The organism is Colwellia sp. MB3u-4 (assembly GCF_014077065.1).
In the GTDB taxonomy this organism is placed as follows: Bacteria; Pseudomonadota; Gammaproteobacteria; order Enterobacterales; family Alteromonadaceae; genus Cognaticolwellia.
Map to the genome: position 1 here is coordinate 276,672 of NZ_JACGVE010000088.1, position 26,675 is coordinate 303,346.

Consider the following 26,675-nt stretch of genomic DNA (forward strand, 5'->3'; position numbering starts at 1 on the left):
TGCTAGTGATAATGCCGTGTCATTAATTAAATTACTTAAAAAGAGTCTGTTGTACTCTTTTTTACTATGTGGAGTAAGTTATGAATTACGATTACCGCAAACCTTTGCCAGGTTATAAACACAATGGTGTAACAATAGATTTTTTCGATACACGAGAAGCGATTGAAACAATCAAGCCCGGTGCTTATAAAACACTACCTTACACTTCACGTGTGCTCGCTGAACAATTAGTTCGCCGGTGTGACCCTGCAACCTTAACTGATTCGCTAAAGCAAATTATTGAAAGCAAGCAAGATTTAGACTTTCCTTGGTATCCAGCACGTGTGGTTTGTCATGACATTCTTGGTCAAACCGCTTTAGTTGATTTAGCCGGCCTTCGAGATGCTATTGCGGATCAAGGTGGTGACCCAGCTAAAGTTAACCCTGTTGTACCCACACAATTAATTGTCGACCATTCCCTGGCCGTAGAAGCTGCTGGCTTTGATAGTGAAGCCTTTGAGAAAAATCGGGCAATCGAAGACCGTCGTAACGAACACCGCTTTCATTTTATCGAGTGGACCAAAACTGCTTTTAAAAATGTTGATGTTATCCCCGCGGGTAACGGCATTATGCACCAAATTAATTTAGAGAAAATGTCGCCGGTTATTCAAGCGCGTGACGGTGTCGCTTTTCCTGATACTTGTGTTGGTACTGATTCTCACACACCACACATTGATGCCTTAGGTGTTATTGCTATTGGTGTTGGTGGTTTAGAAGCCGAAACCGTTATGCTGGGTCGTCCATCTATGATGCGCTTACCCGATATTATCGGTGTAAAGCTGACCGGTAAACGTCAACCGGGCATCACAGCAACAGATATAGTATTAGCGATCACTGAATTTTTACGTAATGAAAAAGTGGTGTCTGCTTACTTAGAATTCTTTGGCGAAGGCACTAGAAGCTTAACTATTGGTGATCGAGCGACTATCTCAAACATGACTCCAGAATATGGTGCATCAGCCGCTATGTTCTACATCGATGAACAAACCATTGATTATTTGAAAATTACCGGGCGTGAACCAGAGCAAATAGCACTGGTTGAAACTTATGCTAAGCACACTGGCCTGTGGGCTGATGATTTAGTAGAGGCGCAATATCCACGGGTGATCGAATTTGATTTATCAAGCGTAGGTCGTAACTTAGCCGGTCCTTCTAATCCACATCGTCGTTTAGCGACAGCTGATTTAGCCTCAAAAAATATCGCTAAAGATCTTGCTGCTTGTAAAGTGCAAGAAGCTAATGGCCAAATGCCTGATGGTGCGGTCATTATTGCCGCTATTACCTCTTGTACAAATACCTCTAATCCGCGCAATGTTGTCGCTGCAGGCCTGATTGCTAAACGTGCAAATGAGCTAGGCTTAGTACGTAAACCTTGGGTTAAATCTTCATTTGCGCCAGGTTCAAAAGTAGCCAAGCTTTATTTAGAAGAAGCGGGCTTATTGGTTGAAATGGAAAAACTAGGTTTTGGTATTGTAGGTTACGCCTGTACAACGTGTAACGGCATGAGTGGCGCGTTAGATCCAAAGATTCAACAAGAAGTGATTGACCGTGATTTATATGCAACCGCCGTATTATCAGGTAATCGTAACTTTGATGGCCGCATTCATCCGTATGCAAAACAAGCCTTTTTAGCGTCACCCCCGTTAGTGGTTGCTTACGCTATTGCCGGTACTATTCGTTTTGATATTGAAAAAGACATTTTAGGTCAAGATCAAAACGGTAACGACATTACGCTGAAAGACATCTGGCCAAGTGATGAAGAAATTGATGCGATTGTTGCCTCATGTGTCAAACCTGAGCAATTCAAAAAAATCTACACACCAATGTTTGATTTAGGCGCTTTTGAGCCCGCTGAAAGTCCGTTATACGCTTGGGATGAAACCAGTACTTATATTCGTCGTCCTCCTTACTGGGATACAGAGGGACAAGGCGCATTAGCCGGTGAACGTACCATGAAAGGTATGCGGCCATTAGCGGTATTGGGTGACAACATTACCACCGATCATTTATCACCTTCAAATGCTATTCAATTGGACAGTGCTGCGGGTGCTTACTTACATAAAATGGGCTTGCCAGAAGAAGACTTTAACTCGTATGCAACTCATCGTGGTGACCATTTAACCGCGCAACGTGCAACATTTGCTAACCCTAAATTATTTAACGAAATGTGTCGTGATGACAAAGGTGAAGTTAAGCAAGGCTCACTCACGCGTATTGAGCCCGAAGGTACTGAATCTCGGATGTGGGAAGCCATTGAAACTTATATGGAACGCAAGCAGCCGCTTATTATTATTGCCGGTGCTGATTATGGTCAAGGTTCATCACGCGATTGGGCGGCGAAAGGTGTTCGTTTAGCGGGTGTTGAAGTGATTATTGCTGAAGGTTTTGAGCGTATTCACCGTACTAACTTAGTGGGTATGGGCGTGTTACCGTTAGAGTTTATTAACGGTGAAACCCGTCATACTTATCATATTGATGGTTCAGAAACTTACGATGTAGTGGGTACGCCAACGTCAGGTGGAGTGATGACGGTAGTCATGACGCGACGCTCAGATAATGGTCAGGACGAAGTCGTTGAGATTCCAGTAAAATGTCGTTTAGATACAGCTGAAGAAGTGTCTGTTTATGCAGCCGGTGGTGTTTTACAAAAGTTTGCCAACGATTTTTTAGAGTCTAATGGCTAAAGGCTTATTTTTGATGATAGTGGCGTTATCTGTACTGAGCTATGAATATAGCGGGTGTACAGCTGTCTTGTGGTCAATAAAAATAATGGCTTTAGATAGTAAAGGTTAATGAAAAATATGAGCAGCAATTTAATTGCTGCTTTTTATGTTCAGGACGAACGGTATGACGTGATCACATGGATGTGAAGGAGCGTCGATGTAATCAACGAACGGTATGACGTGATCACATGGATGTGAAGGAATGTCGATGCAATCAACGAGCGTTTTGACGTGATCACATGGATGTGAAGCAACGTCGATGCGATCAACGAACACTAAATTTCTCACATGGAAGGTGAGTAAAGTGGCTCATATTGATAAAATTTAGAGGTGTTAAATGTCTTCAGTTTCTCAAGTAAAAATCCCCGCAACCTATATGCGAGGTGGTACGTCAAAAGGTGTGTTTTTTAATCTTACTGACTTGCCAGAGCGTTGCCAAATAGCGGGGCAAGCTCGTGACAATATGCTACTTCGAGTTATTGGTAGTCCAGATCCCTACGGTAAACAAACCGATGGTATGGGTGGGGCTACATCAAGTACCAGTAAAACCGTTATTTTGGCTAAAAGTGCTGTGGTAGATCACGACGTTGACTATTTATTTGGTCAAGTGGCGATAGATAAAGCGTTTGTTGATTGGAGTGGTAATTGTGGGAATTTGACCGCTGCAGTGGGCTCATTTGCCATTATGTCGGGTTTAGTTGCTGCTAGCCGTATTCCGGAAAATGGTATTTGTACGGTACGTATTTGGCAAAAAAACATTAGCAAAACGATTATTGCTCGCGTGCCTATTACGCATGGGCAAGTACAAGAAACTGGTGACTTTGAACTTGACGGCGTAACCTTTCCTGCTGCAGAAGTACCAGTAGAATTTATAGCGCCTGTTGACCCTAGTGAAGCTATGTTTCCGACAGGTAATGTAGTTGATGAGCTAGCAGTTCCCGCGATAGGTACTTTTAAAGCAGCTACAGTTAAAGTCACTATGATCAGTGCTGGTATTCCCACTATTTTCTTAAATGCTGAAGATATTGGCTACACAGGTACGGAATTACAAGAGGCGATTAATAATGATGAAGCGGCATTAGCACGTTTTGAAACTATTCGTGCTGCTGGCGCAATTAAAATGGGTCTGATAAATGATGTATCTGAAGCCGTTGCACGCCAACATACCCCAAAGGTTGCTTTTGTTAGTGCCGCTAAAGACTATGTAACATCAAGTGGTAAAGCGGTTTGCGCTGCGGATATAGACCTACATGTTCGTGCTTTATCTATGGGTAAGTTACATCATGCAATGATGGGAACAGCAGCCGTGGCGATTGGCACTGCAGCAGCAATTCCAGGCACCTTAGTGAATTTAGCCGCTGGTGGTGGCGAACGTGACGCTGTTGTTTTTGGTCACCCATCGGGCACCCTTAAAGTAGGTGCTCAAGCGTCAAAGGTTGATGATATGTGGACGGTAAATAAAGCCATTATGAGCCGCAGTGCTCGGGTATTAATGGAAGGTTGGGTGCGTATTCCTGCGGATTCATTTTAAGCTCCTAACTGGCTTTGAACAGCGATAAAGGCTTTAATCAAGCACTATCAGTAATGCTTTTGATAGTGCTTTTTGTTAATGCACAAGATTTTTATATTATAAAAATTGTTATCTGTAAAAATTTTCAAGGCATTTACGTGAGACTAATTAATTGCTATGCGTCATTACAATAGCTCGCTATTGTTCGACTCTATGCTGCTATATTGTGCTATTGACTGAGAGTTATGTAAGCATGCATGATTTATCTATTGGCTATGGCAAAAATAAAACCTATGGCTGTTGAGCAATATGACACTATTTATATAAAGAGATGGTTGTTAAACCGCAAATAAATAATCATCAAGGTTGGCAAAATAAAAGCTTAAAGAAATATATCAAAAAGCGAGTAGTAGACGATTTAACGATGAAAAAATGATAAATGCGCCATTAAAGTTAATATTTATCATAAAATTGCTAGATAATTGCGAATTGCTGCTGATAGCGCTTTAGTTTTCTGCGCTATCAGGGTATGTTATGCGTTTTTATTGTAGGCATCTTCATTAATGACAAAAAACACCTTTTATCGTGACTTATATAAGCAAGTTGAAGCCTTGATCAGTGATGAAACTGATGTGATTGCTAATATGGCCAACGTCAGTGCTTTGTTATTTGAGCAACTAGCAGATGTTAATTGGGTTGGTTTTTACCGTTTGATCAATGACGAACTTGTCCTTGGTCCATTTCAAGGTAAAGTGGCTTGTATCCGTATCCCTTTAGGTCGTGGGGTTTGTGGAACAGCGGCAAGTAAAAATGCAGTACAACGTGTTGCTGATGTGCATGCGTTTGACGGTCATATTGCTTGTGACGCTAGCAGTAATGCTGAAATAGTATTACCTTTAAGGTTGAACGAGAAAGTGATAGCTGTGCTTGATATTGACAGCATAGCATTCAATCGTTTTGATAGTGATGATCAAGCAGGATTAGAAAAAATAATTAGTTTGTTTGAAAATGTTATGATTAACCATGGCGTGGTAAACTAATGAAAGAATTTATTGTTATTCATGACTACCTAGTTTCAGAAGCCGTTGTTGGCGATTGGGAAGGTGATGAAGAGATAGTTGCTGAGCGTATTAACGAGATTTATCATACCGTTTATGACTTAGCAGAAGAAGATATTGCACCAGAGGTTTTAGAGCAGTTGCTTTCTTTGGTGTGGGACACGTGGATAGGGCAAGAAGCCTTAGCTGAAATCGAAAGTGAAGATATTTATGATTGGTGCCGACATTTGTTGGAAAATCGTGAACAATATCTAGCAGAGCAGAATTAAAATTTTGAAAAGTTGTATTTATGGAAACTAAAATAGAAAGTGAAGTAAAAGTGGTAGCAGACGCGGCAGTTGAAACAACAGTAGCAGACGCAGCAGTTGAAACAACACCAGTAGTAGATGCGGTGGTTGAAACAACGCCAAATGTTGATGCTGAAGTTAAGCGTATTAGCACAAAAGAAATTATTGGCTATTTGGCGGAAAAATTTCCAGCATGTTTTTCTATCGAAGGTGCTGCAAAACCATTAAAAATTGGCATTTTTCAAGATTTAGCAGAAAAGCTGATTGGTGATGAAACGGTAAGTAAAACTCGCCTACGTCAAGCACTTAGACATTACACAAGTAGCTGGCGTTATTTGAAAGCGATTAAATTAGGCTGTTTTCGAATTGATATTGACGGTAATGACTCTGCAGAGATTGATCAAGAACAAGCAGATTATGCCAGCAAAACATTAAAAGAAAGCCAAGAAAAGTTTGGTACCAAAAAACCTAAAGACAAAGTGGCTAAAAAACCTTATAAAGGTAATGCTGCTAAGGGAACTAAGCCGGTTGCTAAAGACTCTACAGATGGTAGCCGTAAAGAAAAATTCAATACGGTCAAATCAACCAAGCGTGTAGTTGCAAAACCAACCGTTACACTTAAACCGGTTGAAACAAGTAATGTTGTTGTTGGCAAAAATATCAAAGTGCAATTGGGACAATCTTCAATGGACGCTGTTATTACAGAAGTTTCTGGCAAAGATGTTAGCGTACAATTAAACTCAGGTATGGTTGTGAAAACACAAGTTAAAAATATTTTTACAGAATAAATTTGGAGTATGTGAATGCATAAATTTTGTTGTATAGCTATAGCGGTATCATTGTCACTTGCCAGCATCTCAGTTTTTGCTGAGACTAAGGTAGACAATGAAAGCTTATTGATACTGGCGCCAGAAAGTCAACATGCTGCCTCTACAAAGCGAATTACGGCACAGTTTACGCGTGCACACTACAAAAAAATAAAAATTGATGACTTACTTTCAGAGCAAATTTTTGATCGTTATATTAAGCAATTAGATTACGCTCGTAACGTATTTCTGGCTGCTGACGTTAAAGGCTTTGAGCAGTATCGTGATGAATTTGATACGGTTATTGCCCGCGGTAAACTTGATGTTGCCTATGAAATCTACAACCTTAATTTACAACGCCGATTAGAACGCTATCAATATGCACTAAGCCTTTTAGCAAGCGAAAAACCTTTTGATTTTGACCTTGATGAATCCTACGACTTTGATCGGGAAGATGCTCAATGGCCTAACTCTGTTGATGAATTAGACGAGTTATGGCGTAAAAAAGTTAAATATGATGCATTAAATTTAACGTTAGCCGGTAAAGAGTGGGAAAAAATTCAAGAAGTATTAGGCAAACGTTATCGTTACGCGATTAAACGCTTAAAGCAAAGTGAAAGTGAAGATGTGTTTCAAGTCGTCATGAACAGCTTTGCCCGCGTAGTTGAACCACACACTTCATATTTATCTCCCCGTAATGCTGAACGTTTTCAAATGGAAATGAATTTATCACTGGAAGGTATTGGTGCAGTTTTACGTGCAGAAGAAGACTATACCGTTATTCAAAGTGTGGTTTCTGGTGGCCCGGCTGATAAATCTAACGAATTAAACCCTAAAGATCGTATTGTCGGTGTTGCACAAGATGATAAAGAGTTTGTCGACGTTATTGGTTGGCGTTTAGACGATGTTGTTGAACTGATCAAAGGTCCTAAAGGCAGCAAGGTTAGGTTACAAGTTTTAGGCGCAGAATCAGAAGATGACAGCAGCATTAAAGTGGTTTCTATTGTTAGAGATACCATAAAACTTGAAGATCGCGCGGCAAAATCAGAAGTCTATTTTGAAAAAGAAGGGGATGAGAACACTAAAAAACTGGGTGTGATCACTATCCCCAGCTTTTACAACCATCTTTCTCGCGATGTTAAGCTTGAAATAGCTAAACTTAAAGAGGAGAACGTGGCTGGTATCATTGTTGACCTTCGTGGCAATGGTGGTGGCTCGTTAACAGAGGCAACTTTACTTACCGGGCTATTTATTGATAAAGGCCCCGTAGTACAAGTGCGTGATGGTGCTAACCGCGTACAAGTTAACAGTGATAAAGACGGTATTAGTTTTTATGACGGGCCATTGACTGTTATGGTCGATCGCTACAGTGCTTCAGCGTCAGAGATATTCTCAGCAGCCATTCAGGATTATGGACGAGGCATTATTGTTGGTGAACACACTTTTGGCAAAGGCACTGTCCAGCAACATAGAGGTCTAGGCCGTGTCTATGATTTGTACGAAAAACCGTTTGGCAGCATTCAATTTACCATTGCCAAGTTTTATCGCATTAATGGTGGTAGCACCCAACACCGGGGTGTATTACCCGATATTGAATTTCCATCGGCGATAGATCCAGCTGATTGGGGCGAAAGTAAAGAAGAAAACGCCTTGCCTTGGGACCAAATCCCAAAAGCGCAATATAATAAGCTTGATGATATTAGCAAAGATGTATCATATTTAATTTCATTGTACAGTTCACGTGTTGAAAAAAATCAAGAGTTTAATTATTTACTCTCTGATATTGCAGAATATAAAGCTGAAAAAGATGATAAAAATATCTCATTAAACTTAGCCAAGCGCAAAGAAAAAAGAGAAAGTCGTAAGGCTAAGCAATTAAAGCGTGCGAATGAACGACTTACCGTTATGGGTAAAGAAAACGTAGCTGACTTAGATGACTTACCAGAAGATTTAGAAGCACTAGACCCGTTTTTAGACGAAACAGCAAGAATTACCTTTGACTTAGTGTCACTGGGTAAAGTCGCCAAAAAATAGCTGCTTTACTGATACAATAATGAAAGCCACCTTAGGGTGGCTTTTTAGTGCCAGGTTTCTTCGACTGATTTTTACCTGAAATAACTGCATAATTATTCTTTAAATCCTTATAAACAAAGGGCTAGTTAGCAGATTATTGTCAAAAATAGCTTGCACTATCTGCGAACAGTCGGCATCTTACTAGCACAAATAATTTAACCACTATAATAATTAAGATAATAAGGTGTAAATTTATCTATGTCTGACCCTCAATCTTCGCGACAACCTTCTATGTTGGACTCTCTTATTCCAATAGTTGTCCTTATTTGTTTATTAATTGCCGCGGTAACTTTTTTTGGTGATAGTTCATCATCAGGACCTAACCAAATAGCCTTGTTTTTAGCGACGGGCGTAGCTGCGGTGATTGGGCTAAAAAATGGTCATAAATGGCATGAGATGGAAAAATCGATTATCCATGGCATATCAATTTCTTTAGGCGCGGTGCTAATTTTATTAGCAGTAGGGTCATTAATTGGTACATGGTTGTTATCAGGTACTGTGCCTACGATGGTTTATTATGGCTTGAAAATTATAGACCCCAGTTGGTTTTATGCCGCAACCTGCCTAGTGTGTGGTGTTGTAGCGATGAGCATAGGCAGCTCTTGGACCACTGCCGCGACAGTAGGTGTTGCATTTATTGGTATTGCTGGCGGATTTGAATTATCGCCATCGGTTACTGCTGGTGCCGTCATATCAGGCGCCTATTTTGGTGATAAATTATCGCCATTATCCGAAACGACTAATTTAGCCCCTGCGGTAGCCGGTAGTGAATTATTTGCTCATATTCGCTACATGCTATGGACAACGATTCCTTCAATTACCATAGCGCTAATTTTATTTCTTATTATTGGCTTTAATCATTCTACTTCAGGGGTGGGGAACACAGATAGTATTGTGTCATTAACCAGTACCTTGGAAAATACCTATAATATATCAGCCTTGAACTTAATCCCCTTACTGCTACTATTAATAATGGCTTATAAAAAAATGCCAGCATTTCCAGCGGTTGCTATCGGTGCGGTATTAGGCGCTATTTGGGCGGTGATTTTTCAACAAGACTTGATTTCTAGCATGGCTCAAGAAGGTGTAGATTCAACTAAAGCCACTATTATGGTAGTATGGACGGCATTTTTTGACGGCGTAGTTGTCGACACAGGTAACGCGGAAATTGATCAACTATTAAGCCGTGGCGGCATGTCGGGCATGTTAAATACTATCTGGCTAGTGGTTACCGCATTAAGCTTTGGTGCAATTTTAGAGCATTTAGGTATGTTGAAAAAATTTGTTGAGTCAATCTTAGCGAAGGCAAAATCAACAGGTAGCTTAATTGCCAGTACCGTAGCGACTTGTATAGGCACTAACTTGATCACAGCCGACCAATATATGGCTATAGTGATGCCGGGAAGAATGTACAAAGAAGAATATGAAAAAAGAGGCTTAGACCCAGTAGTATTAAGCCGAACATTAGAAGATTCGGGCACTATTACTTCACCATTAATCCCTTGGAATACCTGTGGTGCATTTATGTTTGGCGCTATGGCATTAACATCTTATGATTATATCTTTTATTGTTTCTTTAATTTAATTAACCCTATTTTAGCCGTGACATATGGTTATATGGGCTTTAAGATAAAAAGACTAGTGACAAAGAACTAAAAAATTTACAAAATTAATAAATATTCACAAAGCCTGTTTAATACAGGCTTTTTAATGTCTATTACAGGCGTTAACTTCTAACCAAGATACAATGTACTCTATTAAGGATGCGCATGAGTGATTTTACCCCACGCTATTTAGCTGACTATAGCGAAGCAAACTTTTCTATTTCTACCGTTGAGTTAACCTTTAAACTTGATGAATATAAAACTCACGTTACTAATCGCATGCACATGACTCGAAAGGTGGCAGATAATCAACCCTTGATACTCGATGGCGAGCACTTAACTTTATTATCAGTTTTGATTGATGATGAACCGCTCTCAAGTGATGATTATCTCGTCAGTGATACCAGTTTAACCCTTGCTATTGATCGCAACGAATTTACGCTAGAAATCGTTACTGAAATTAATCCTATTGAAAATACCGCACTTGAAGGCTTGTTTAAGTCAGGCGAGGCCTACTGCACTCAGTGTGAAGCGGAAGGTTTCAGGCGCATTAGCTATTACCTCGACCGTCCCGATATCATGGCAACGTTTACCACCAAAGTTATTGCCAACAAAGCGCAGTTTCCTTATTTGTTGTCCAATGGTAATAAGATCGCTGCAGGCGACTTAGCCAGTGGTCAGCATTTTGTGCAATGGCACGACCCCTTTCCTAAACCCTGTTACCTATTCGCCTTAGTTGCCGGTGATTTTGATGTTTTAAAAGATGTTTATAACACCAGTTCTGGTCGTGACGTTGCCTTGGAAATATTTGTTGATAAAGGCAATATTCATAAAGCGCATCATGCTATGGCGTCGTTAAAACATGCGATGAACTGGGATGAAGAAACCTTTGGGCTTGAATATGATCTTGATATTTACATGATAGTCGCTGTTGATTTTTTCAATATGGGCGCGATGGAAAACAAAGGTCTGAATGTATTTAACAGTAAATTCGTTTTAGCCGATGAAGCTAGCGCGACCGATGTTGATTACTTTAATGTTGAGGCAGTTATTGCCCATGAATATTTTCATAACTGGACCGGTAACCGCGTTACTTGCCGAGATTGGTTTCAACTGAGCTTAAAAGAAGGGCTGACAGTATTTAGAGATCAGCAATTTAGTGCTGATATGCATTCAGCTTCAGTTAACCGTATTCAAAATGTGCGGGTGTTACGTTCGCTGCAATTTGCCGAAGATGCTGGCCCAATGGCCCATCCGATTCGACCAGAAAAAGTTATCGAAATGAATAACTTTTACACCTTAACGGTTTACGAAAAAGGTGCTGAAGTTATTCGTATGATTCATACCTTGCTTGGCGTGGATAAATTTAGAAAAGGTTTAGACCTATACTTTCAACGCTTTGATGGTATGGCGGTGACATGTGATGACTTTATTAGTGCTATGGCAGATGCATCGGGTGTTGATTTTAGCCAATTTAAGCGCTGGTACACCCAAGCAGGAACGCCTGTATTACAGATTAGCGAAAGCTTTGACGAAGACTTGTCTGAATATCACTTAACCATAGCGCAAACTAATGGCGAAAATCCTGCCTTGCATATTCCTGTTGGTATTGAATTAATTGCTAATGATGATCAGCCAAATCAGTCGCAGTTACTACAATTAACCGAGCAAAAGCAAACATGGACTTTTAAAGCTTTTAGCCAGAAACCTGTGTTGGCTTTATTAACGGAGTTTTCTGCACCGGTTAAAAGCCAATTTTCACAATCGGATCAAGACCTACAATGTATTATGACCCGTGCTAACGATGATTTTTGTCGCTGGGATGCAGGGCAAAAACTCTTAACAACCTATATCACTCAGCTGATGCTGCAACCGACGTTGAGTTTACCTGAACATTTATACCAAGCCTTTAAAACCATATTAACCGCCGATATTTCAGCCGCTTTTAAAGCTGAGCAATTAACATTACCGAGCTTTAGTGAATTAGTTGATAATATTGAAGAAGTTGACCCTATCGCTCTACTTGACGCCATTGATAGTGTTAAGCATGTTTTAGCAAAAGAACTAGCACCATTTTTTTTACAGCAGTATCAGCAAAATATACAAGCTGATTATGCAAGTGACGGTATTGCTATCGGTAAACGGGCATTAAAAAATATTTGCCTATCTTACTTGAGCACGCTTAGTAGCCAAGAAGCTTTATTAACCAAGCAGTTTCAGCAGTCAAATAATATGACCGACACTTTAGCTGTGCTTAACTGTGCGGCGAAAAATAGTCATGAAAACTTTGGTAATATGATGTTAGATTTTGAGCATAAATGGTCTGACACAGCATTAGTCATGGATAAATGGTTTGCGATACAAGCAGGTGTTAATGAGGAGGCTATCTATGAAAATTTAGCGGCACTTATTGCACATCCTTTATTTAGCTTAAAGAATCCAAATAGAGTTCGTGCCCTTATTGGTGCTTTTACGGCTAGCAATCCTCGTTATTTTCATTGTGCTAGTGGCCGAGGTTATCAGTTTTTAATTGAACAATTAATTCTGCTTAACGATATTAATCCACAAGTGGCGTCGCGATTAATTACGCCGCTTATTCAATTTAAGTCGTTTGATCAGTACAGACAAACCATGATAAAAACCAAGCTCGAACAATTGGCTAAGCAAGTAAATCTTTCAAAAGATTTAAAAGAAAAACTTGATGCTGCGTTAGCGCATTAGGAAAAAGCATGAAGTACTATTTTAGCTTGAATATAACGAGCCAAGAATACTTACCTTATTATCAAGGGCGAATTAAATCCATTATTGTTATGACCGAGCAGAGAGTAAAGGTTGAATTTCCGGCGATGCATTTACGAGTTTATTTAACTAGAAATGGCATTAAAGGGCGCTTTTGCTTGCAAACACTTAACAATAAGTTTTTATCATTAGATAAAGTATCATGATTAGAGTTTTTGCTTTAAACAGTGGTCGGACCATTTGAAATAAGTGTCGCTATTAGCAGGTTGTATGTCGGCGGTTATTTCTGTTCACTATTTGAGGATTACAGCTTATTAAGATTAGGTGTTTAAAACAAGCGTTTTAAACGCCTTTTTGTTCTCATCAGATGACCTGATTCAAGTCTTGAATATAAAGGGCTTTAACAAAGACTTTAGCACTTGCCACTGGGTCAAAATGATGTAATTATTGTTTTATACCATGTACGTAGCATATAAAAATAAAATGCAAAATCACATCTGGGGAGATAGGAAATGAAACAGAACCTTCGCAACGGTTTTTACAAAAAGCCACTGGCTTTGAGTATAGCTGCCGCTTTGATAACATTAGCTAATGTTAATGTTCAAGCAAAAATCTTTGAGTTAGGAAACTTCGACATTACTTTTGACTCTACATTTTCAGCAGGTACAAGCTGGCGAGTAGAAGACCGTAATTGGAATGACAACGTTGGTAAATCTAATAACGTTAATAATGGTTTTGATTTTAGCCAATATCATCCAATACTAAATGCTAATCCGAGTGCGGCTACTGTATGGGACGGGGCTGGAAGTTATTCGACCAATGGCGATAACGCTAATTTAAATTTTAATTCGGGCGAAAGCTTTTCAAAATTAATTAAAGGGACACATGAGCTTGGTGTGCGTTATGAAAACTTAGGTTTTTTTGGTCGCGCTATGTATTTTTATGATTTTGAAATGGTCGACGGCGATAGAGCTTGGACAAATCCAAGTTCTGGTAAGGTTAATGATCCATGCCGTGATAATGAAGCGAAAGACCAAGTATGTCGTGATGTTCGCATGTTGGATGCTTTTGTTTATGGTGATTTTGAACTCGGTGCAATGCCGTTTTCTGTCCGTGTTGGTCAACAGGTGATTAGTTGGGGCGAAAGTACCTTAATCTCTCACGGTATTAGTGAACTTAACCCTGTAGATATTGCCCGCTTAAAAGCACCTGGCGCAGAGTTAAAAGAAGCCTTTATTCCTTTTGGCGCCGTATGGGCATCGCTAGGGGTTACAGAAACTTTTAACGTTGAAATGTTTTATCAATATAGCTGGGAAAAAACTGTTTTACCTGCACCAGGGAGTTATTTTTCAACTAATGATTTTGCCGGTGATGGTGGCCACTATAATAATGTGCAATTAAACTTTGCTAGTAATCCAGATATGGATCTTGACTCATTAATTAACAATTTAAATGGCTTAAGAGCGCAAATATTAAGTGGCAATGTTGCTCTTGCTGACGCTGCTGGTGCTTATGTGGGTGGTTTCCCAACGAAATTAACCTTACGTGAAGACGGCGCTGAAAACGATCCAGAAGATGGCGGTCAATACGGTTTGCGCCTTTCTTGGTATTTACCGGCGTTAAATGATACAGAAGTTAGCTTGTATCACATGAATTATCATAGCAGACGTCCAGTATTTTCAGGTATTACCGCTGACTTTACCGGCGCAGCTTTAGCTCATGATGTTGGTATGTTAGCGTCGACTGAAATCACACAAGATAACTATACGGATTTACAGGCTTTTTCTCGTGTTGAACTGGATTATATTGAAGATATAAAACTGTATGCTTTAAGCTTTAATACCGCTATTGGCACAACATCGGTTGCCGGTGAAGTGACCTTCCGTCAAGATGAACCGTTGCAAATAGATGACGTTGAATTGTTATTTGCGGCTATGCCACAACAATTAGCGAATAATTTAGGGCGTGATGAGCTTGATGGTATTTCGCAAATGCCTACTTTCGCTGGTGGCACACGTGCTAATGGCTATATTTTATCTGACACAATACAAGCACAAATGACTTTAACCCATTTATGGGGACCAACGCTTGGCGCCAGTCAATTTGTGACCTTGCTTGAAGTGGGTGGTATTGATATTCGTGATATGCCAGAGCAAGATGTTTTACGTCTAAATGGCCCAGGCACTAGCCGAAATGGTGGTGTTGCAGGTAAAGAAGGTCTAGAACTAGCGCTACAAGACGGCGTTGAAACCAACCCATTCCCAAGTGCTTTTGCATGGGGTTATCGCTTTGTAGGTAAATTGGATTATACCAACGTGTTTGCCGGCATTAACGTTTCACCAAAAGTTGTCTTTTCACATGATGTGAATGGTATTACACCGGATCCTTTATTCTTGTTTGTTGAAGATAGAAAGTCAGTGTCATTAGGTTTGGGGTTCGATTACCAAAGCCGTTGGTCTGCTGATTTTAGCTACAACAGCTTTTTTGGTGGTGTAGGCACTACGAACCAATTGGAAGATCGCGATTACGTATCTTTTAACATCAAGTATTCAATTTAAGGCTGTAGGAGGATTACTTTCATGAGAAATATTTTTAAAAATACCTTTAAAAAGGTAACGCTAGTATCAATAGCGGTAACCGTAGCATTAGCATCAACCAGCGCTACTGCAAAAATTAGCGAGCAAGATGCAGCTAAGTTACAAAAAGAATTAACGCCCTTTGGTGCTGTTCGTGCAGCTAACGCAGATGGTTCTATTCCAGCGTGGACAGGTGGAATTACATCAGCACCTGCGGGCTATAAAGTGGGTGATCATCATCTAGACCCATTTGCTGATGACAAGGCAATGTATACCATTACAGCTAAGAACCTTGCGCAATATAAAAATTTATTAACGCCAGGCCAAATTAAGTTATTTGAAACTTATCCTGATACTTACAAGATGAGTGTTTATCAATCTCGTCGTTCAGCATCATATCCTGAGCATGTTTATCAGGCGACTGTGGAAAATGCCACTAGAACTGAACTAGTTGAAGGCGGAAATGGTATTATTCAAGCGGCAATTGGTATCCCATTTCCAGTACCAAGTGATGGTTTAGAAGCTATTTGGAATCATATTTTACGCTATCGTGGTGAAAAATTGACTCGTGAAGGTGGTCAAGCAGCGCCAACGGCGTCAGGCGATTATACCTACATGGGATTTGATGATCAGTTACTTATACCCTATGGCGTTAAGGGTGTTAAAGCTGAAGAGCTTCAAAAAACCAATATTTTATTTAAGTTTAAACAAAAAGTGACTGAGCCCGCACGTTTAGCAGGTACTGCTTTATTGGTTCATGAAACTATGGATCAAATAAAAACACCTCGCCAAGCTTGGACCTATAATACCGGCCAACGTCGTGTTCGTCGTGCACCTAATGTTGCTTATGACGCACCAGGTACAGCGTCAGATGGTTTAAGAACAACAGATGACTTTGATATGTTTAACGGCGCACCGAATCGCTATAATTGGACATTAAAAGGCAAGCAAGAGTTGTTAATTCCATATAATGATTATCGTTTGCATAGTGATGATTTAAAATATGATCAAATTTTACAACCGGGTCATATTAATCCTGAATTAGTACGTTACGAGAAACATCGTGTTTGGGTAGTCGAGGCTAACTTAAAATCAGATACACGTCATACTTATAAAAAACGCGTGTTTTATATTGACGAAGATAGCTGGCAAGTAGCGGTTACTGATATTTATGATAACCGTGATGAACTATACCGAGTGGGTGTTGCCCATGGTATTAATTACTATGAAGTACCAACGCAATGGTCAACTTTAGAAGTGTTTCATGATCTACAATCTCGTCGTTATATTGCGATGGGTTTAGATAACGAAGCCAGTATGTATGACTTTTCAGCCGATTTAAATGATGTTGACTTTACGTCTTCAGCATTACGTCGTGAAGGTCGCAGATAAGTAATAACCTTGATAAAACGGCTGGCGAGTGCTAGCCGTTTTTGTTTTAAAGTTTTCAAATAGTTATTTAATTTTTATTCCACCGTTTATTAGCTAAGCTAAAGACGGTGGATATCTTGGTATCGATGGGCATTGCTAAAGCCCATTTTCTCCTTAATATACCTAATTTGAGGCTTATGGCCTCTACAGTCCAAATGAATGGAGCTAATATAGTTAATGATGCGTCTTCTCGTTATTTTACTCAGTTTTCTTACTATCCCTATTATTAATGCGCAAACACTCGACTCGGTAATTGCTCCACTGGCGAGTAAATCACTCTTGCTTGATATTACGGTAATTAATCAATCAAAATTAGTGGTTGTTGGTGAGCGTGGTCACATTTTACTTTCAACAGATGGTGTGCAATGGCAGCAAGCACAAGTGCCTGTACAAGTAACATTAACCGCGGTTTATTTTACCGATGAAGACAACGGTTGGGCGGTCGGCCATGACGCCACTATATTATCGTCAAAAGATGGTGGTCTTTCTTGGCAAATACAACAGCATCTACCACAAGTAGAAAAGCCCTTGTTGGATGTGTTGTTTTTAGATAAAGATAACGGTATTGCTATTGGCTCCTATGGTTTGTTTTATCGTACAAATGACGGTGGCGAGCATTGGGTTATAGAGCATCATAATGAATTGCTTTACCCAGAGGACCAAACGTATTTAGCCGAATTAAAACTACAAGATGAAGAAGCGTATTTAGATGTGCAAAGCAGTATATTACCGCATTTTAATCGCGTTGTTGCCGATGGTCGTACGTTATATTTAGCGGGTGAAATGGGTTTAATTGCAAAAAGTAATGATTTTGGCGCGAGTTGGGAAAAACTTGATGAGATATATCCAGGTTCATTTTACGATATAAAACGCACACAGGAAGGCAACTTACTGGTTGTGGGTTTACGAGGTCATATCTTTCGTAGTTTACGTAATGGTACGCCATGGCAAGCAATTGATAGCGACGTTACCGCCTTGTTAAGTGCTATTGTGCTTAGTGACGATCAACGGGTTTTTATCTTGGGTAATAACGGCGTCTTATTAGAAAGTCGTGATGATGGTGCTACATTTACCAAACATCTTCAAAAAGATGGTAAAGCACTTATAGCGGGGGTTTGGTATGAAAATAAAATTATCGCCGTCTCTGATGTTGGTATCAAAACCATTAACGTAACTAAGTAACTGTCATGAAATTTAACTCTATTATTAATGTTGTCGAAGCAACACTTTTTCGTCGTCGATTAGCCGTACTGGTATTTTTTGCTCTGACCAGTATATTTTTGTTGTTTCAAGCAACACAAATTAAGCTTGATGCAGCCTTCACCAAGCATATCCCACTTAACCACACTTATATGAAAACCTATCTCGAGCATAGGGAGAATTTTGGTGGTGCAAATAACGTATTGATTTCAGTGTGTGATAGCAGTGGGGATATTTTTAATTCTGAGTTTTTTACCGCCTTAAAAGGCGTACATGACCAGCTATTTTTTATACCGGGTGTTGACAGAATTCAGGTGAAATCTTTATTTTCACCTAGTACACGATTTGTTGAAATCGTTGAAGATGGTTTTGCCGGTGGGCCAGTAATACCTGCCAGTTTTCAATCAGATGCCGCGGGTTTAGCTATTGTAAAAGGTAATATAGAAAAAGCGGGCATTGTTGGTAGTATTGTTGCTGATGATTACAGTTGTTCTATGGTGAAAGCCTCGTTAATGGAAATTGATCCAAATACGGGTGAGAAGTTAGATAGCATTGTACTTGCTGGTCAATTGGAAGATGAAATTCGGGGTAAGTTTGAAAAAGACAATATCTCAATTCATATTATTGGCTTTACCAAAATGGTGGGTGATGTTGCACAAGGAGCAAAAGGGGTTGTAACCTTTTTTGCTATTGCCATCGCTATTACAACGTTAATGGTATTTTGGTTTTGTCGCTCAATTGCTTTAACTATTTTACCTATTTCATGTTCATTGATTGCCGTTGTATGGCAACTAGGTATGTTATCAACGCTCGGGTTTGGCTTAGACCCTATGTCGATTTTGGTGCCCTTTTTAGTCTTTGCAATCGGGGTTAGTCATGGTGTGCAAATGATTAACTCTGTTTCTAAATTGGTTAATACGGGAAAAACTAGCAAAGAAGCGGCGCAACTGAGTTTCCGTGTGCTATTAGTGCCAGGTGGTATCGCACTGTTGTCAGATACTGTGGGCTTTATGACGTTGTTATCCATTGATATTGGCATTATTCGCGAGCTTGCCATTACTGCGTCACTGGGTGTCGCCATGATTATTTTAACTAATTTGGTCTTGTTACCGCTGTTAGTTTCTTACATGCATGTGCCAAAAAGTAAAGAAAATCAGCAAGCTAAAGAGGGTTCTGCGATCGATGGTATATGGCACTTTATGTCGTTATTTGCGACACGTAAGGTCGCGTTGATTATACTAGCTTGTACGGCTGTACTTTATATTGTGGGTTACCAAGAAGCCCAAAATATGAAGATAGGGGAGTTACATGCCGGTGCACCCTCACTGCATGAAAAGTCACGTTATAACCAAGATACCTTTTTAATTACCGATAAATATGCCATTAGTGTCGATTATATGTCAGTGATTGTTGAAACCACGGCAGACGCTTGTACTTACTATAATCATATGAACACTATTGATAGATTTCAGTGGCGCATGGAAAACATTCCAGGCGTGCAGTCAGCGGTAAGTTTAGCGTCCATCGCAAAAATTGTGAATGCGGGCTACAACGAAGGTAATCCGAAATGGCGTGTGCTATCTCGTAATACACAAACCTTGGTGCAATCAATTGCACGCGTGCCATCCTCTAGTGGTTTACTCAATAGCGATTGTAGCGCCATGCCGGTGATTTTGTTTTTAACAGATCATAAAGCCGAAACAATTAATCGTGTGGTTGATGCGGCAAAACTTGCAGCTAGCGAACTAGGTAATGATAATTTATCGTTTAAACTTGCCTCTGGTCCTGTTGGCGTAATGGCGGCGACTAATGAAGCGGTAGAAGCTGCCCAGATCCCTATGATGCTTTATGTTTATGGAGCGGTGATTATTTTATGTTTGTTAAGCTTTAGAAGTTTAAGAGCAACAATCGCTGTCGTTGTGCCACTTTACGTCGTATCAACGCTTGCACAATGGTTGATGACAGCACTTGATATTGGCTTAACGGTATCAACGTTACCCGTTATCGCCTTAGGCGTAGGTATAGGTGTTGATTACGGTATTTATATCCTCTCTACTATGAGTGTTAAGCTGCGCAATGGTGCTACGGTTCAAAGTGCTTATTTTGACGCGCTTAAAGAGCGAGGCAGTGCGGTACTAATCACCGGAGTGACTTTAGCCATAGGTGTTTCAACCTGGTTTTTCTCTGATTTAAAATTTCAAGTTGATATGGGAATACTATTAACCTTTATGTTTTTAGTTAATATGATTGCTGCCGTACTGGTATTACCAGCTATAGCGGCATTTTTATGGCCACAACGAAAATAAATGCTAATTAATTTAAAAAATAATTATGCATAAATAAACAAGAAAATGACCGAAAGGTCATTTTCTATTTATAACTAATGAATAAATAGAAAATGTCAGTATCAGAGACAGATAAATGTACAGTTTTTAAAGTAATGCATCTAAAATAGTCCTCGCATTTCCCTATGTTTATTAATAAGATCGCTGTTATAATTTGTAGTCTAAGACAGACTAAAAATAATAATTTTTTTAAGCGTTTTATCCAAAAAGGGAAAAGGCATGACGTTAGTAGACGGTTTACCTTCAGTGATACTCTCGAACGTAGCAGAGTTAATACAAAAAAAAGTTCCATCGGCAACAGCTCCCCTTGTAAATCAATTTTCTGAGTTGCTTTATAAAAACATTTCCACGTTAGATTTAGATCATAGAAATGATAGTGACATGTACGGTGCCACGCTAAGTCTGTGGAATACGTTGAACGATTCTCAAGATGATAAGCCAGTGATTAAAGTTTTTAATCCACAGGTTTCAAAAAACGGTTGGAAATCTAGCCATACCATTATCGAAATAATTGTCCGTGATATGCCATTTTTAGTCGACTCTGTGCGTATTGCCTTAAGTCGATTAAACCTAACACCACATTTAATGCTAAATTCGCCAATAAAAATTATTCGTGGCAAAAGCAAAAATATCATTAAACTTTCTTCCTCTGTCGACCAATCATTTAAGTCAACGTCTGTTGAAACAGTATTTTTTATCGAAATTGATCGTCAAATTGACGCTAAAGTATTAGAAAATATCGCCAAAGAATTACATTCAGTGGTCAGTGATATTGCGGTGACAGTAAACGATTGGCAACCTATGCAGGCACGTCTGCGTAGTGTTATTGAGGAAGTTAAACAGGCTGTTTTACCTTGTTCTAAAGAAGAGCACCGCGATAGCGTGAGCCTTTTAGAATGGATGTTAGCCGATAACTTTACCTTATTAGGTTATCGCGCTTACCAAGTGAAGACATTAGAAGGCGACATAGCGCTTTCGGCTGATATTAGCACGAGTTTAGGCTTAATGAACCAGTATGGCGGCAGCAAAGAGCGCCTGATGTCTGAGCTGAGCGAATCAGCCCGAGAAATAGCGTTAGGCAATAACTTACTTGTTTTAACAAAAACCAATGCTAAGTCGCGCGTACATCGTCCCGCTCATCTTGACTATATTGGTGTGAAACGTTTTGACAATAAAGGCAATGTTATTGGTGAAGAGCGCTTTGTTGGCTTATTTGGTTCGGCTTATTATACCAATAGCGCTTTAGATTTACCGTTAATCAAATCTAAAGTTTTGGCTACATGTAACAATTCCGGTTTTGCTCAAGGCACCCATGCTTATAAAGCATTAATCAACATACTTGAAACTTACCCAAGAGATGAGATTTTACAAAGTTCACCCGCTGAATTATTGAAAAATGTCATCGGTATATTTCAAATGCAAGAGCGTGATTATTCAGGCTTGTTTATGCGCCGTGATGCCTTCAACCGCTTTTACTCTTGTATGGTTTATGTACCACGCGAGCGTTACAACACGGCACTACGTGTTAATACTCAAAAATTGTTACAAGAAGCATTAGGTAGCAATGAAGAAGTAGAATTCACCACTTACTTCTCAGAGTCCGCACAAGCTCGTACGCACTATATCGTTAGAGTTAACTCGACAAAAGCAGACATTAATGTGAAAGAAATTGAAAAGAATTTAAACCATGCTGCACGCAGTTGGGATGATAATTTAGCTGATTCATTAAACTCGCATAAAGGCGAAGCCAAAGGCAAAGCGTTAAGTAGAAAATATACTAGCTTCCCACAAGCCTATAAAGATGAAGTTTTACCGGGCACAGCTATTGTCGATATTGAAAAGTTTGAAGCTTTATCTGCTGATAACAAACTTGAAATGTTGTTTTATCAACCACAAGAAGAAGACGCTAACAGCCGCTCTGTAAAATTAAAGTTATTCCATTCGGGTGAGCCATTACATTTATCTGATGTTCTACCTATGTTGGAAAACTTTGGTTTACGTGTTATCGGCGAAAGTCCGTATGCCGTAAAATCAGAAAGCGGTGAAGTCTATTGGATTTTAGACTTCTCAATGTTACTTACGGGCAAAGGTAAGTTCAACTTAGAGATTGTTCAAAGCTTATTCCAAGACGCTTTTGCAAAAGTGTGGTCAGGGCAGTTAGAAGACGACGGATTTAACCGTTTAATCTTAGGCGCTGAATTAGGCGGTCGTGAAGTATCAATTATCCGTGCCTATGCTAAATATGAGCGTCAAATTGGTGGTACCTTTAGCCAAAATTACACTGAAAATACTTTTGCTCGTTATCCGAGTATTGCCAAGTTATTAATTAGACTGTTTAACTTACGCTTCTCACCAGCTAAAAAGTTAAATGAGAAATTGATAGAGAAGGTGCACACTAGCATAGAGTCCTCTCTAGACAGTGTTGCTAGCTTAGATGATGACCGTATTATTCGCCGCTTTGTTGAGATGATTAATGCCACTATTCGTACTAACTATTTTCAGCCACATCCTGTTACGGGTGAGAAGTCTTATATTTCATTCAAGATTTTACCAGCGCTAATTACCGACGTACCTTTGCCTTTACCTAAATTTGAAATATTTGTTTACTCTCCGCAAGTAGAAGGTGTGCACTTACGCGGTGGTAAAGTTGCTCGTGGTGGTTTACGTTGGTCTGACCGTCGCGAAGATTTCCGCACTGAAGTACTAGGTTTGGTGAAAGCCCAACAAGTTAAAAATACCGTTATTGTCCCTGTGGGTGCAAAAGGTGGTTTTGTTTGTAAGCAACTACCAAGCGGTAACAGAAATGAAATTTTTGAAGCGGGTAAAGAGTGCTATCGTACCTTCATTCGTGGTTTACTTGATATTACCGACAATATTATTAACGGTGAAATAGTCCCGCCATTAAATGTTGTGCGTCACGATGAAGATGACCCTTATTTAGTTGTTGCCGCTGATAAAGGTACCGCTACATTTTCGGATATTGCCAATAGTATTTCTGATGAATTTAATTTTTGGTTAGGCGACGCGTTTGCCTCAGGTGGCAGTGTTGGCTACGACCATAAAGGCATGGGAATAACCGCTAAAGGTGCATGGGAATCAGTTAAACGTCACTTTCGAGAAATGGATATTGATTGTCAAACTACTGATTTTACTGTCGTTGGTATTGGCGATATGGCTGGTGATGTTTTTGGTAATGGCATGTTATTATCAAAACACATCCGACTACAAGTCGCATTTAACCACTTACATATCTTTATTGACCCAACGCCAGATGCAGCGACTACTTATGTTGAGCGTGAGCGTTTATTTAATCTTCCAGGTTGTTCATGGGAAGATTTTGATATGTCACTGGTTTCGGAAGGAGGGGGATTATTCAATCGCTCTGCTAAGTCAATAAAGTTGACGCCGCAAATTAAGAAAATGATTGGTACGCAAAAGCAAACCATGGCACCTAATGACTTAATTCAAGCTTTATTAAAAATGAAGGTTGATTTGTTATGGAATGGTGGCATTGGTACTTACGTTAAAGGCTCAAAAGAATCTCACCTAGAAGTGGGTGACCGTGCTAACGACTCATTACGCATCAATGGCCAAGATCTAGAAGCGAAAGTAGTAGGTGAAGGCGGTAATTTAGGCTTAACGCAGTTAGGTCGAATTGAATTTGCCGCTAAAGGCGGTCGTCTTAATGCTGATTTTGTTGATAATGCCGGTGGCGTTGATTGCTCAGATAACGAAGTTAACATCAAAATATTACTCAATGGTTTAGTTCAAAATGGTGACTTAACGGTTAAGCAGCGTAATAAAATTCTTGCTGACATGACCGAAGAAGTGGGTGATATCGTGATAGATGATTGCTATCGCCAAACTCACTCTTTGTCAATCACAGAGTTACGTGGTGTTAAGCAGCTGAAAGAACAAGCACAATTTATTACTGAGTTAGAGCGTTCGGGTAAATTAGTTAGAGCGTTAGAATTTATTCCAAGTGATGAAGAAATTGCCGAGCGTTTATCTTTAGGTAAAGGGTTAACACGCCCTGAGCTTTCCGTTTTACTTGCCTATAGTAAAATGGTACTAAAAGAAGAGCTGGTTTGTCCTGAGATTAGCGACAACGAATTTCACCAAAGCTTACTCATTAAAGCCTTTCCAAAAAAGCTGCAAGATAATTACAGTGCGCAAATGCAAGATCATCCCCTACGAGCTGAAATTATAGCGACTAAGTTAGCCAATAATATTGGTAACGATATGGGCTTTAATTTTGTTCACCGTATGAAAGAAGAAACTGGGGCAACAACGTCTGAAATTGCTAATTGCTATAGTATGGCGAGTGCGGTGTTTGAGTTATCAGACATTTGGACGCAGATCAGTGATTTAGATAATAAAATTTCTACCTCTATCCAAACAGAAATGCTATTTCAGTTACGCAGAACCGTACGCCGTGCGACACGTTGGTTCCTTCGTCATCGCTCTAAGTCAATGAACATCGCTCAATCAATTGAATTTTATCATGCCACATTTGCTAAACTTTCAAGCAATATTACTAGTTATATGATTGAAGATGAAGCAGCGCAAATTAAACGCGTAGAAAATGATTTGATTAAAGCTGGGGCGCCTGAGTCTGTGGCATTAAGAATTTCATTACTGAGCACCTTGTTCTCGGTAATGGATATTGCAGAAATTGCAAAATCTGAAGCCGTGCCAACTGAATTAGCGACCGATCTTTACTTTAAACTGGGTGCCAGATTAGACTTACATTGGTTCTTAGATCAAATTACCACGCAACCGGTATCGAACCACTGGCAAGCGCTGGCAAGGTCGTCATTTAGAGAAGAACTTGATTGGCAACAACGTTCATTAACTTCGGTGATATTAAGTGGTAATAAAAACTCGACCGATATTGACGCCATGTTGGATAAATGGTTTGTAGATAATGCCCAACCACTTGAGCGCTGGCAGCATATTTTGGCTAACTTTAGAGTTGGGCAAACTCATGAGTTTGCCAAGTTCTCAGTTGCGTTGCGAGAATTAATGTTGTTAAGTTTGAACTGCGACCCCGTGAAATAAGTGTTAAGATCCCCGCCATGAGCGGGGATTTTTTTGTCATCAAGTTTATGTTTAGCGATTGATGTTAGTTTCTCGCATGGCAATTTAGTATTATATATAATTAAAGAGGTATTATGTTTTACTCAGCTATTCGTAAAGTGTTTTTTAAATTCGATGCAGAAGCAATTCACGAATTAACGATTAAAGGCTTTAAAGCAACAGGCGCTTCGCCGCTTAATTTACTTTATAAGCAAACCATAGCCAATAAACCGGTAGAGGTTATGGGCATTAAGTTTCCTAATCCAGTCGGTTTAGCGGCAGGGTTAGATAAAAATGGCGAGTGCATTAAAGCCTTTGAAGCTTTAGGTTTTGGCTTTGTTGAAGTGGGAACAGTAACGCCACGACCTCAACCAGGTAATGACAAGCCACGAATTTTCAGATTACCAGAAGCAAACGCTATTATTAACCGCATGGGTTTTAATAATAAAGGTGTTGATTATCTCGTTGACCAAGTAATTAAAGCTAAGTACCGCGGTGTTTTGGGTATTAATATTGGTAAAAATAAAGATACGCCAGATGAAAATGCTAAAGATGATTATATTCACTGTATGCGTAAAGTTTATGACTATGCTACTTACATTGCGGTTAATATATCATCACCTAATACCCCAGGTTTACGCTCGCTACAATATGGCGATGCACTTAATGAACTACTATCAGCATTAAAAGCTGAACAAACTGCGTTAGCAGAGCAATATGGTAAGTACGTGCCTGTTGCGGTAAAAATAGCGCCAGATTTAAATGCCGAAGAAATAAAGTCTATTGCCGAGTGCTTAATTGCCAACAATATTGATGGCGTAATTGCCACAAATACCACCTTAGCACGTGATAAAGTGTCACATTTACCCTTTGGTAATGAACAGGGCGGATTAAGTGGCGCACCGGTAAAAGAAAAAAGTACTGAAGTTATTCAATTACTAGCAAAAGCACTTGATAACAAGCTGCCGATTATTGGTGTTGGCGGTATAGCGTCGGGCGCAGACGCTCAAGAAAAATTTGCGGCAGGGGCAAAGTTAGTCCAAGTCTATACTGGCTTTATATATCAAGGGCCAGAATTGATAAAAGAAATCGTGCAAACACTGAAGTAAAATTTCTCAGCCTTACGCGAGCAAATTTATTGCAAAAGCAAAAAATATAAAAAGGCCATCAACTGATTTCAGTTGATGGCCTTTTTTGTGGTTCAA

The 26,675-nt window shown here is 39.6% G+C and carries 15 protein-coding genes; all 15 read left to right on the forward strand.

Features of this window, described 5'->3' with window-relative positions:
- The first annotated feature begins 80 nt into the window (after positions 1–80).
- The 15 genes from acnD to pyrD all read left to right on the forward strand — a co-directional run bounded on the left by acnD (position 81) and on the right by pyrD (position 26,579).
- The gene (gene acnD, locus H4J61_RS15430; protein WP_182185969.1) at positions 81–2,723 is read left to right on the forward strand and encodes a Fe/S-dependent 2-methylisocitrate dehydratase AcnD; all 2,643 of its coding nucleotides are present in this window, start codon (positions 81–83) and stop codon (positions 2,721–2,723) included.
- Positions 2,724–3,099: 376 nt separating this feature from the next.
- On the forward strand, positions 3,100–4,293 hold the full coding sequence (gene prpF, locus H4J61_RS15435) for a 2-methylaconitate cis-trans isomerase PrpF (protein ID WP_182185972.1): 1,194 nt from the start codon (positions 3,100–3,102) through the stop codon (positions 4,291–4,293).
- A gap of 542 nt (positions 4,294–4,835) precedes the next feature.
- A complete protein-coding gene (locus H4J61_RS15440; protein ID WP_182137792.1) occupies positions 4,836–5,312 on the forward strand; it encodes a GAF domain-containing protein in 477 nt (158 codons plus the stop codon).
- Entirely contained in the window at positions 5,312–5,599 is a 288-nt protein-coding gene (locus tag H4J61_RS15445; protein ID WP_182137793.1) for a hypothetical protein, read from the forward strand. The genes H4J61_RS15440 and H4J61_RS15445 overlap by 1 nt, the downstream gene beginning before the upstream one ends.
- Before the next feature lie 20 nt (positions 5,600–5,619).
- Positions 5,620–6,405, forward strand: coding sequence for an RNA chaperone ProQ (gene proQ, locus H4J61_RS15450; RefSeq protein ID WP_182137794.1), 786 nt, complete (start codon positions 5,620–5,622; stop codon positions 6,403–6,405).
- Between the two features lie 15 nt (positions 6,406–6,420).
- A complete protein-coding gene (gene prc / locus H4J61_RS15455) occupies positions 6,421–8,457 on the forward strand; it encodes a carboxy terminal-processing peptidase (protein ID WP_182185975.1) in 2,037 nt (678 codons plus the stop codon).
- A 237-nt stretch (positions 8,458–8,694) separates the two neighbouring features.
- Positions 8,695–10,152, forward strand: a complete 1,458-nt coding sequence (gene nhaC / locus H4J61_RS15460; RefSeq protein WP_182185977.1) for a Na+/H+ antiporter NhaC — start codon at positions 8,695–8,697, stop codon at positions 10,150–10,152.
- 107 nt (positions 10,153–10,259) lie between these two features.
- The gene (pepN, locus tag H4J61_RS15465; protein ID WP_404852070.1) at positions 10,260–12,821 is read left to right on the forward strand and encodes an aminopeptidase N; all 2,562 of its coding nucleotides are present in this window, start codon (positions 10,260–10,262) and stop codon (positions 12,819–12,821) included.
- Between the two features lie 8 nt (positions 12,822–12,829).
- Positions 12,830–13,045, forward strand: coding sequence for a DUF2835 family protein (locus tag H4J61_RS15470; protein ID WP_182137798.1), 216 nt, complete (start codon positions 12,830–12,832; stop codon positions 13,043–13,045).
- Between the two features lie 306 nt (positions 13,046–13,351).
- On the forward strand, positions 13,352–15,397 hold the full coding sequence (locus H4J61_RS15475) for a DUF1302 domain-containing protein (RefSeq protein WP_182185982.1): 2,046 nt from the start codon (positions 13,352–13,354) through the stop codon (positions 15,395–15,397).
- A gap of 21 nt (positions 15,398–15,418) precedes the next feature.
- Complete coding sequence (locus tag H4J61_RS15480) at positions 15,419–16,807, forward strand: DUF1329 domain-containing protein (protein WP_182137800.1); 1,389 nt, start codon at positions 15,419–15,421, stop codon at positions 16,805–16,807.
- 216 nt (positions 16,808–17,023) lie between these two features.
- Positions 17,024–18,028 carry a YCF48-related protein gene (locus tag H4J61_RS15485; RefSeq protein ID WP_259363376.1) on the forward strand — a complete coding sequence of 335 codons (1,005 nt, stop codon included), beginning with the start codon at positions 17,024–17,026 and terminating at the stop codon, positions 18,026–18,028.
- Between the two features lie 5 nt (positions 18,029–18,033).
- Positions 18,034–20,352 (forward strand): RND family transporter, encoded by a 2,319-nt coding sequence (locus tag H4J61_RS15490; RefSeq protein ID WP_182185985.1) that lies wholly within the window; start codon positions 18,034–18,036, stop codon positions 20,350–20,352.
- Between the two features lie 258 nt (positions 20,353–20,610).
- Positions 20,611–25,452 carry an NAD-glutamate dehydrogenase gene (locus H4J61_RS15495; protein WP_182185987.1) on the forward strand — a complete coding sequence of 1,614 codons (4,842 nt, stop codon included), beginning with the start codon at positions 20,611–20,613 and terminating at the stop codon, positions 25,450–25,452.
- 113 nt (positions 25,453–25,565) lie between these two features.
- Positions 25,566–26,579 carry a quinone-dependent dihydroorotate dehydrogenase gene (pyrD, locus tag H4J61_RS15500; RefSeq protein WP_182185990.1) on the forward strand — a complete coding sequence of 338 codons (1,014 nt, stop codon included), beginning with the start codon at positions 25,566–25,568 and terminating at the stop codon, positions 26,577–26,579.
- Positions 26,580–26,675 lie beyond the last annotated feature (96 nt).

What these genes read in the sequence shown, in the direction of transcription:
- H4J61_RS15475 (WP_182185982.1), top strand. Translation starts at nt 13,352, where the DNA reads ATGAAACAGAACCTTCGCAACGGTTTTTACAAAAAGCCACTGGCTTTG.
- H4J61_RS15495 (WP_182185987.1), top strand. Translation starts at nt 20,611, where the DNA reads ATGACGTTAGTAGACGGTTTACCTTCAGTGATACTCTCGAACGTAGCA.
- prpF (WP_182185972.1), top strand. Translation starts at nt 3,100, where the DNA reads ATGTCTTCAGTTTCTCAAGTAAAAATCCCCGCAACCTATATGCGAGGT.
- H4J61_RS15480 (WP_182137800.1), top strand. Translation starts at nt 15,419, where the DNA reads ATGAGAAATATTTTTAAAAATACCTTTAAAAAGGTAACGCTAGTATCA.
- prc (WP_182185975.1), top strand. Translation starts at nt 6,421, where the DNA reads ATGCATAAATTTTGTTGTATAGCTATAGCGGTATCATTGTCACTTGCC.
- H4J61_RS15470 (WP_182137798.1), top strand. Translation starts at nt 12,830, where the DNA reads ATGAAGTACTATTTTAGCTTGAATATAACGAGCCAAGAATACTTACCT.
- proQ (WP_182137794.1), top strand. Translation starts at nt 5,620, where the DNA reads ATGGAAACTAAAATAGAAAGTGAAGTAAAAGTGGTAGCAGACGCGGCA.
- H4J61_RS15485 (WP_259363376.1), top strand. Translation starts at nt 17,024, where the DNA reads ATGATGCGTCTTCTCGTTATTTTACTCAGTTTTCTTACTATCCCTATT.
- H4J61_RS15440 (WP_182137792.1), top strand. Translation starts at nt 4,836, where the DNA reads ATGACAAAAAACACCTTTTATCGTGACTTATATAAGCAAGTTGAAGCC.
- H4J61_RS15445 (WP_182137793.1), top strand. Translation starts at nt 5,312, where the DNA reads ATGAAAGAATTTATTGTTATTCATGACTACCTAGTTTCAGAAGCCGTT.
- acnD (WP_182185969.1), top strand. Translation starts at nt 81, where the DNA reads ATGAATTACGATTACCGCAAACCTTTGCCAGGTTATAAACACAATGGT.
- pyrD (WP_182185990.1), top strand. Translation starts at nt 25,566, where the DNA reads ATGTTTTACTCAGCTATTCGTAAAGTGTTTTTTAAATTCGATGCAGAA.
- H4J61_RS15490 (WP_182185985.1), top strand. Translation starts at nt 18,034, where the DNA reads ATGAAATTTAACTCTATTATTAATGTTGTCGAAGCAACACTTTTTCGT.
- nhaC (WP_182185977.1), top strand. Translation starts at nt 8,695, where the DNA reads ATGTCTGACCCTCAATCTTCGCGACAACCTTCTATGTTGGACTCTCTT.
- pepN (WP_404852070.1), top strand. Translation starts at nt 10,260, where the DNA reads ATGCGCATGAGTGATTTTACCCCACGCTATTTAGCTGACTATAGCGAA.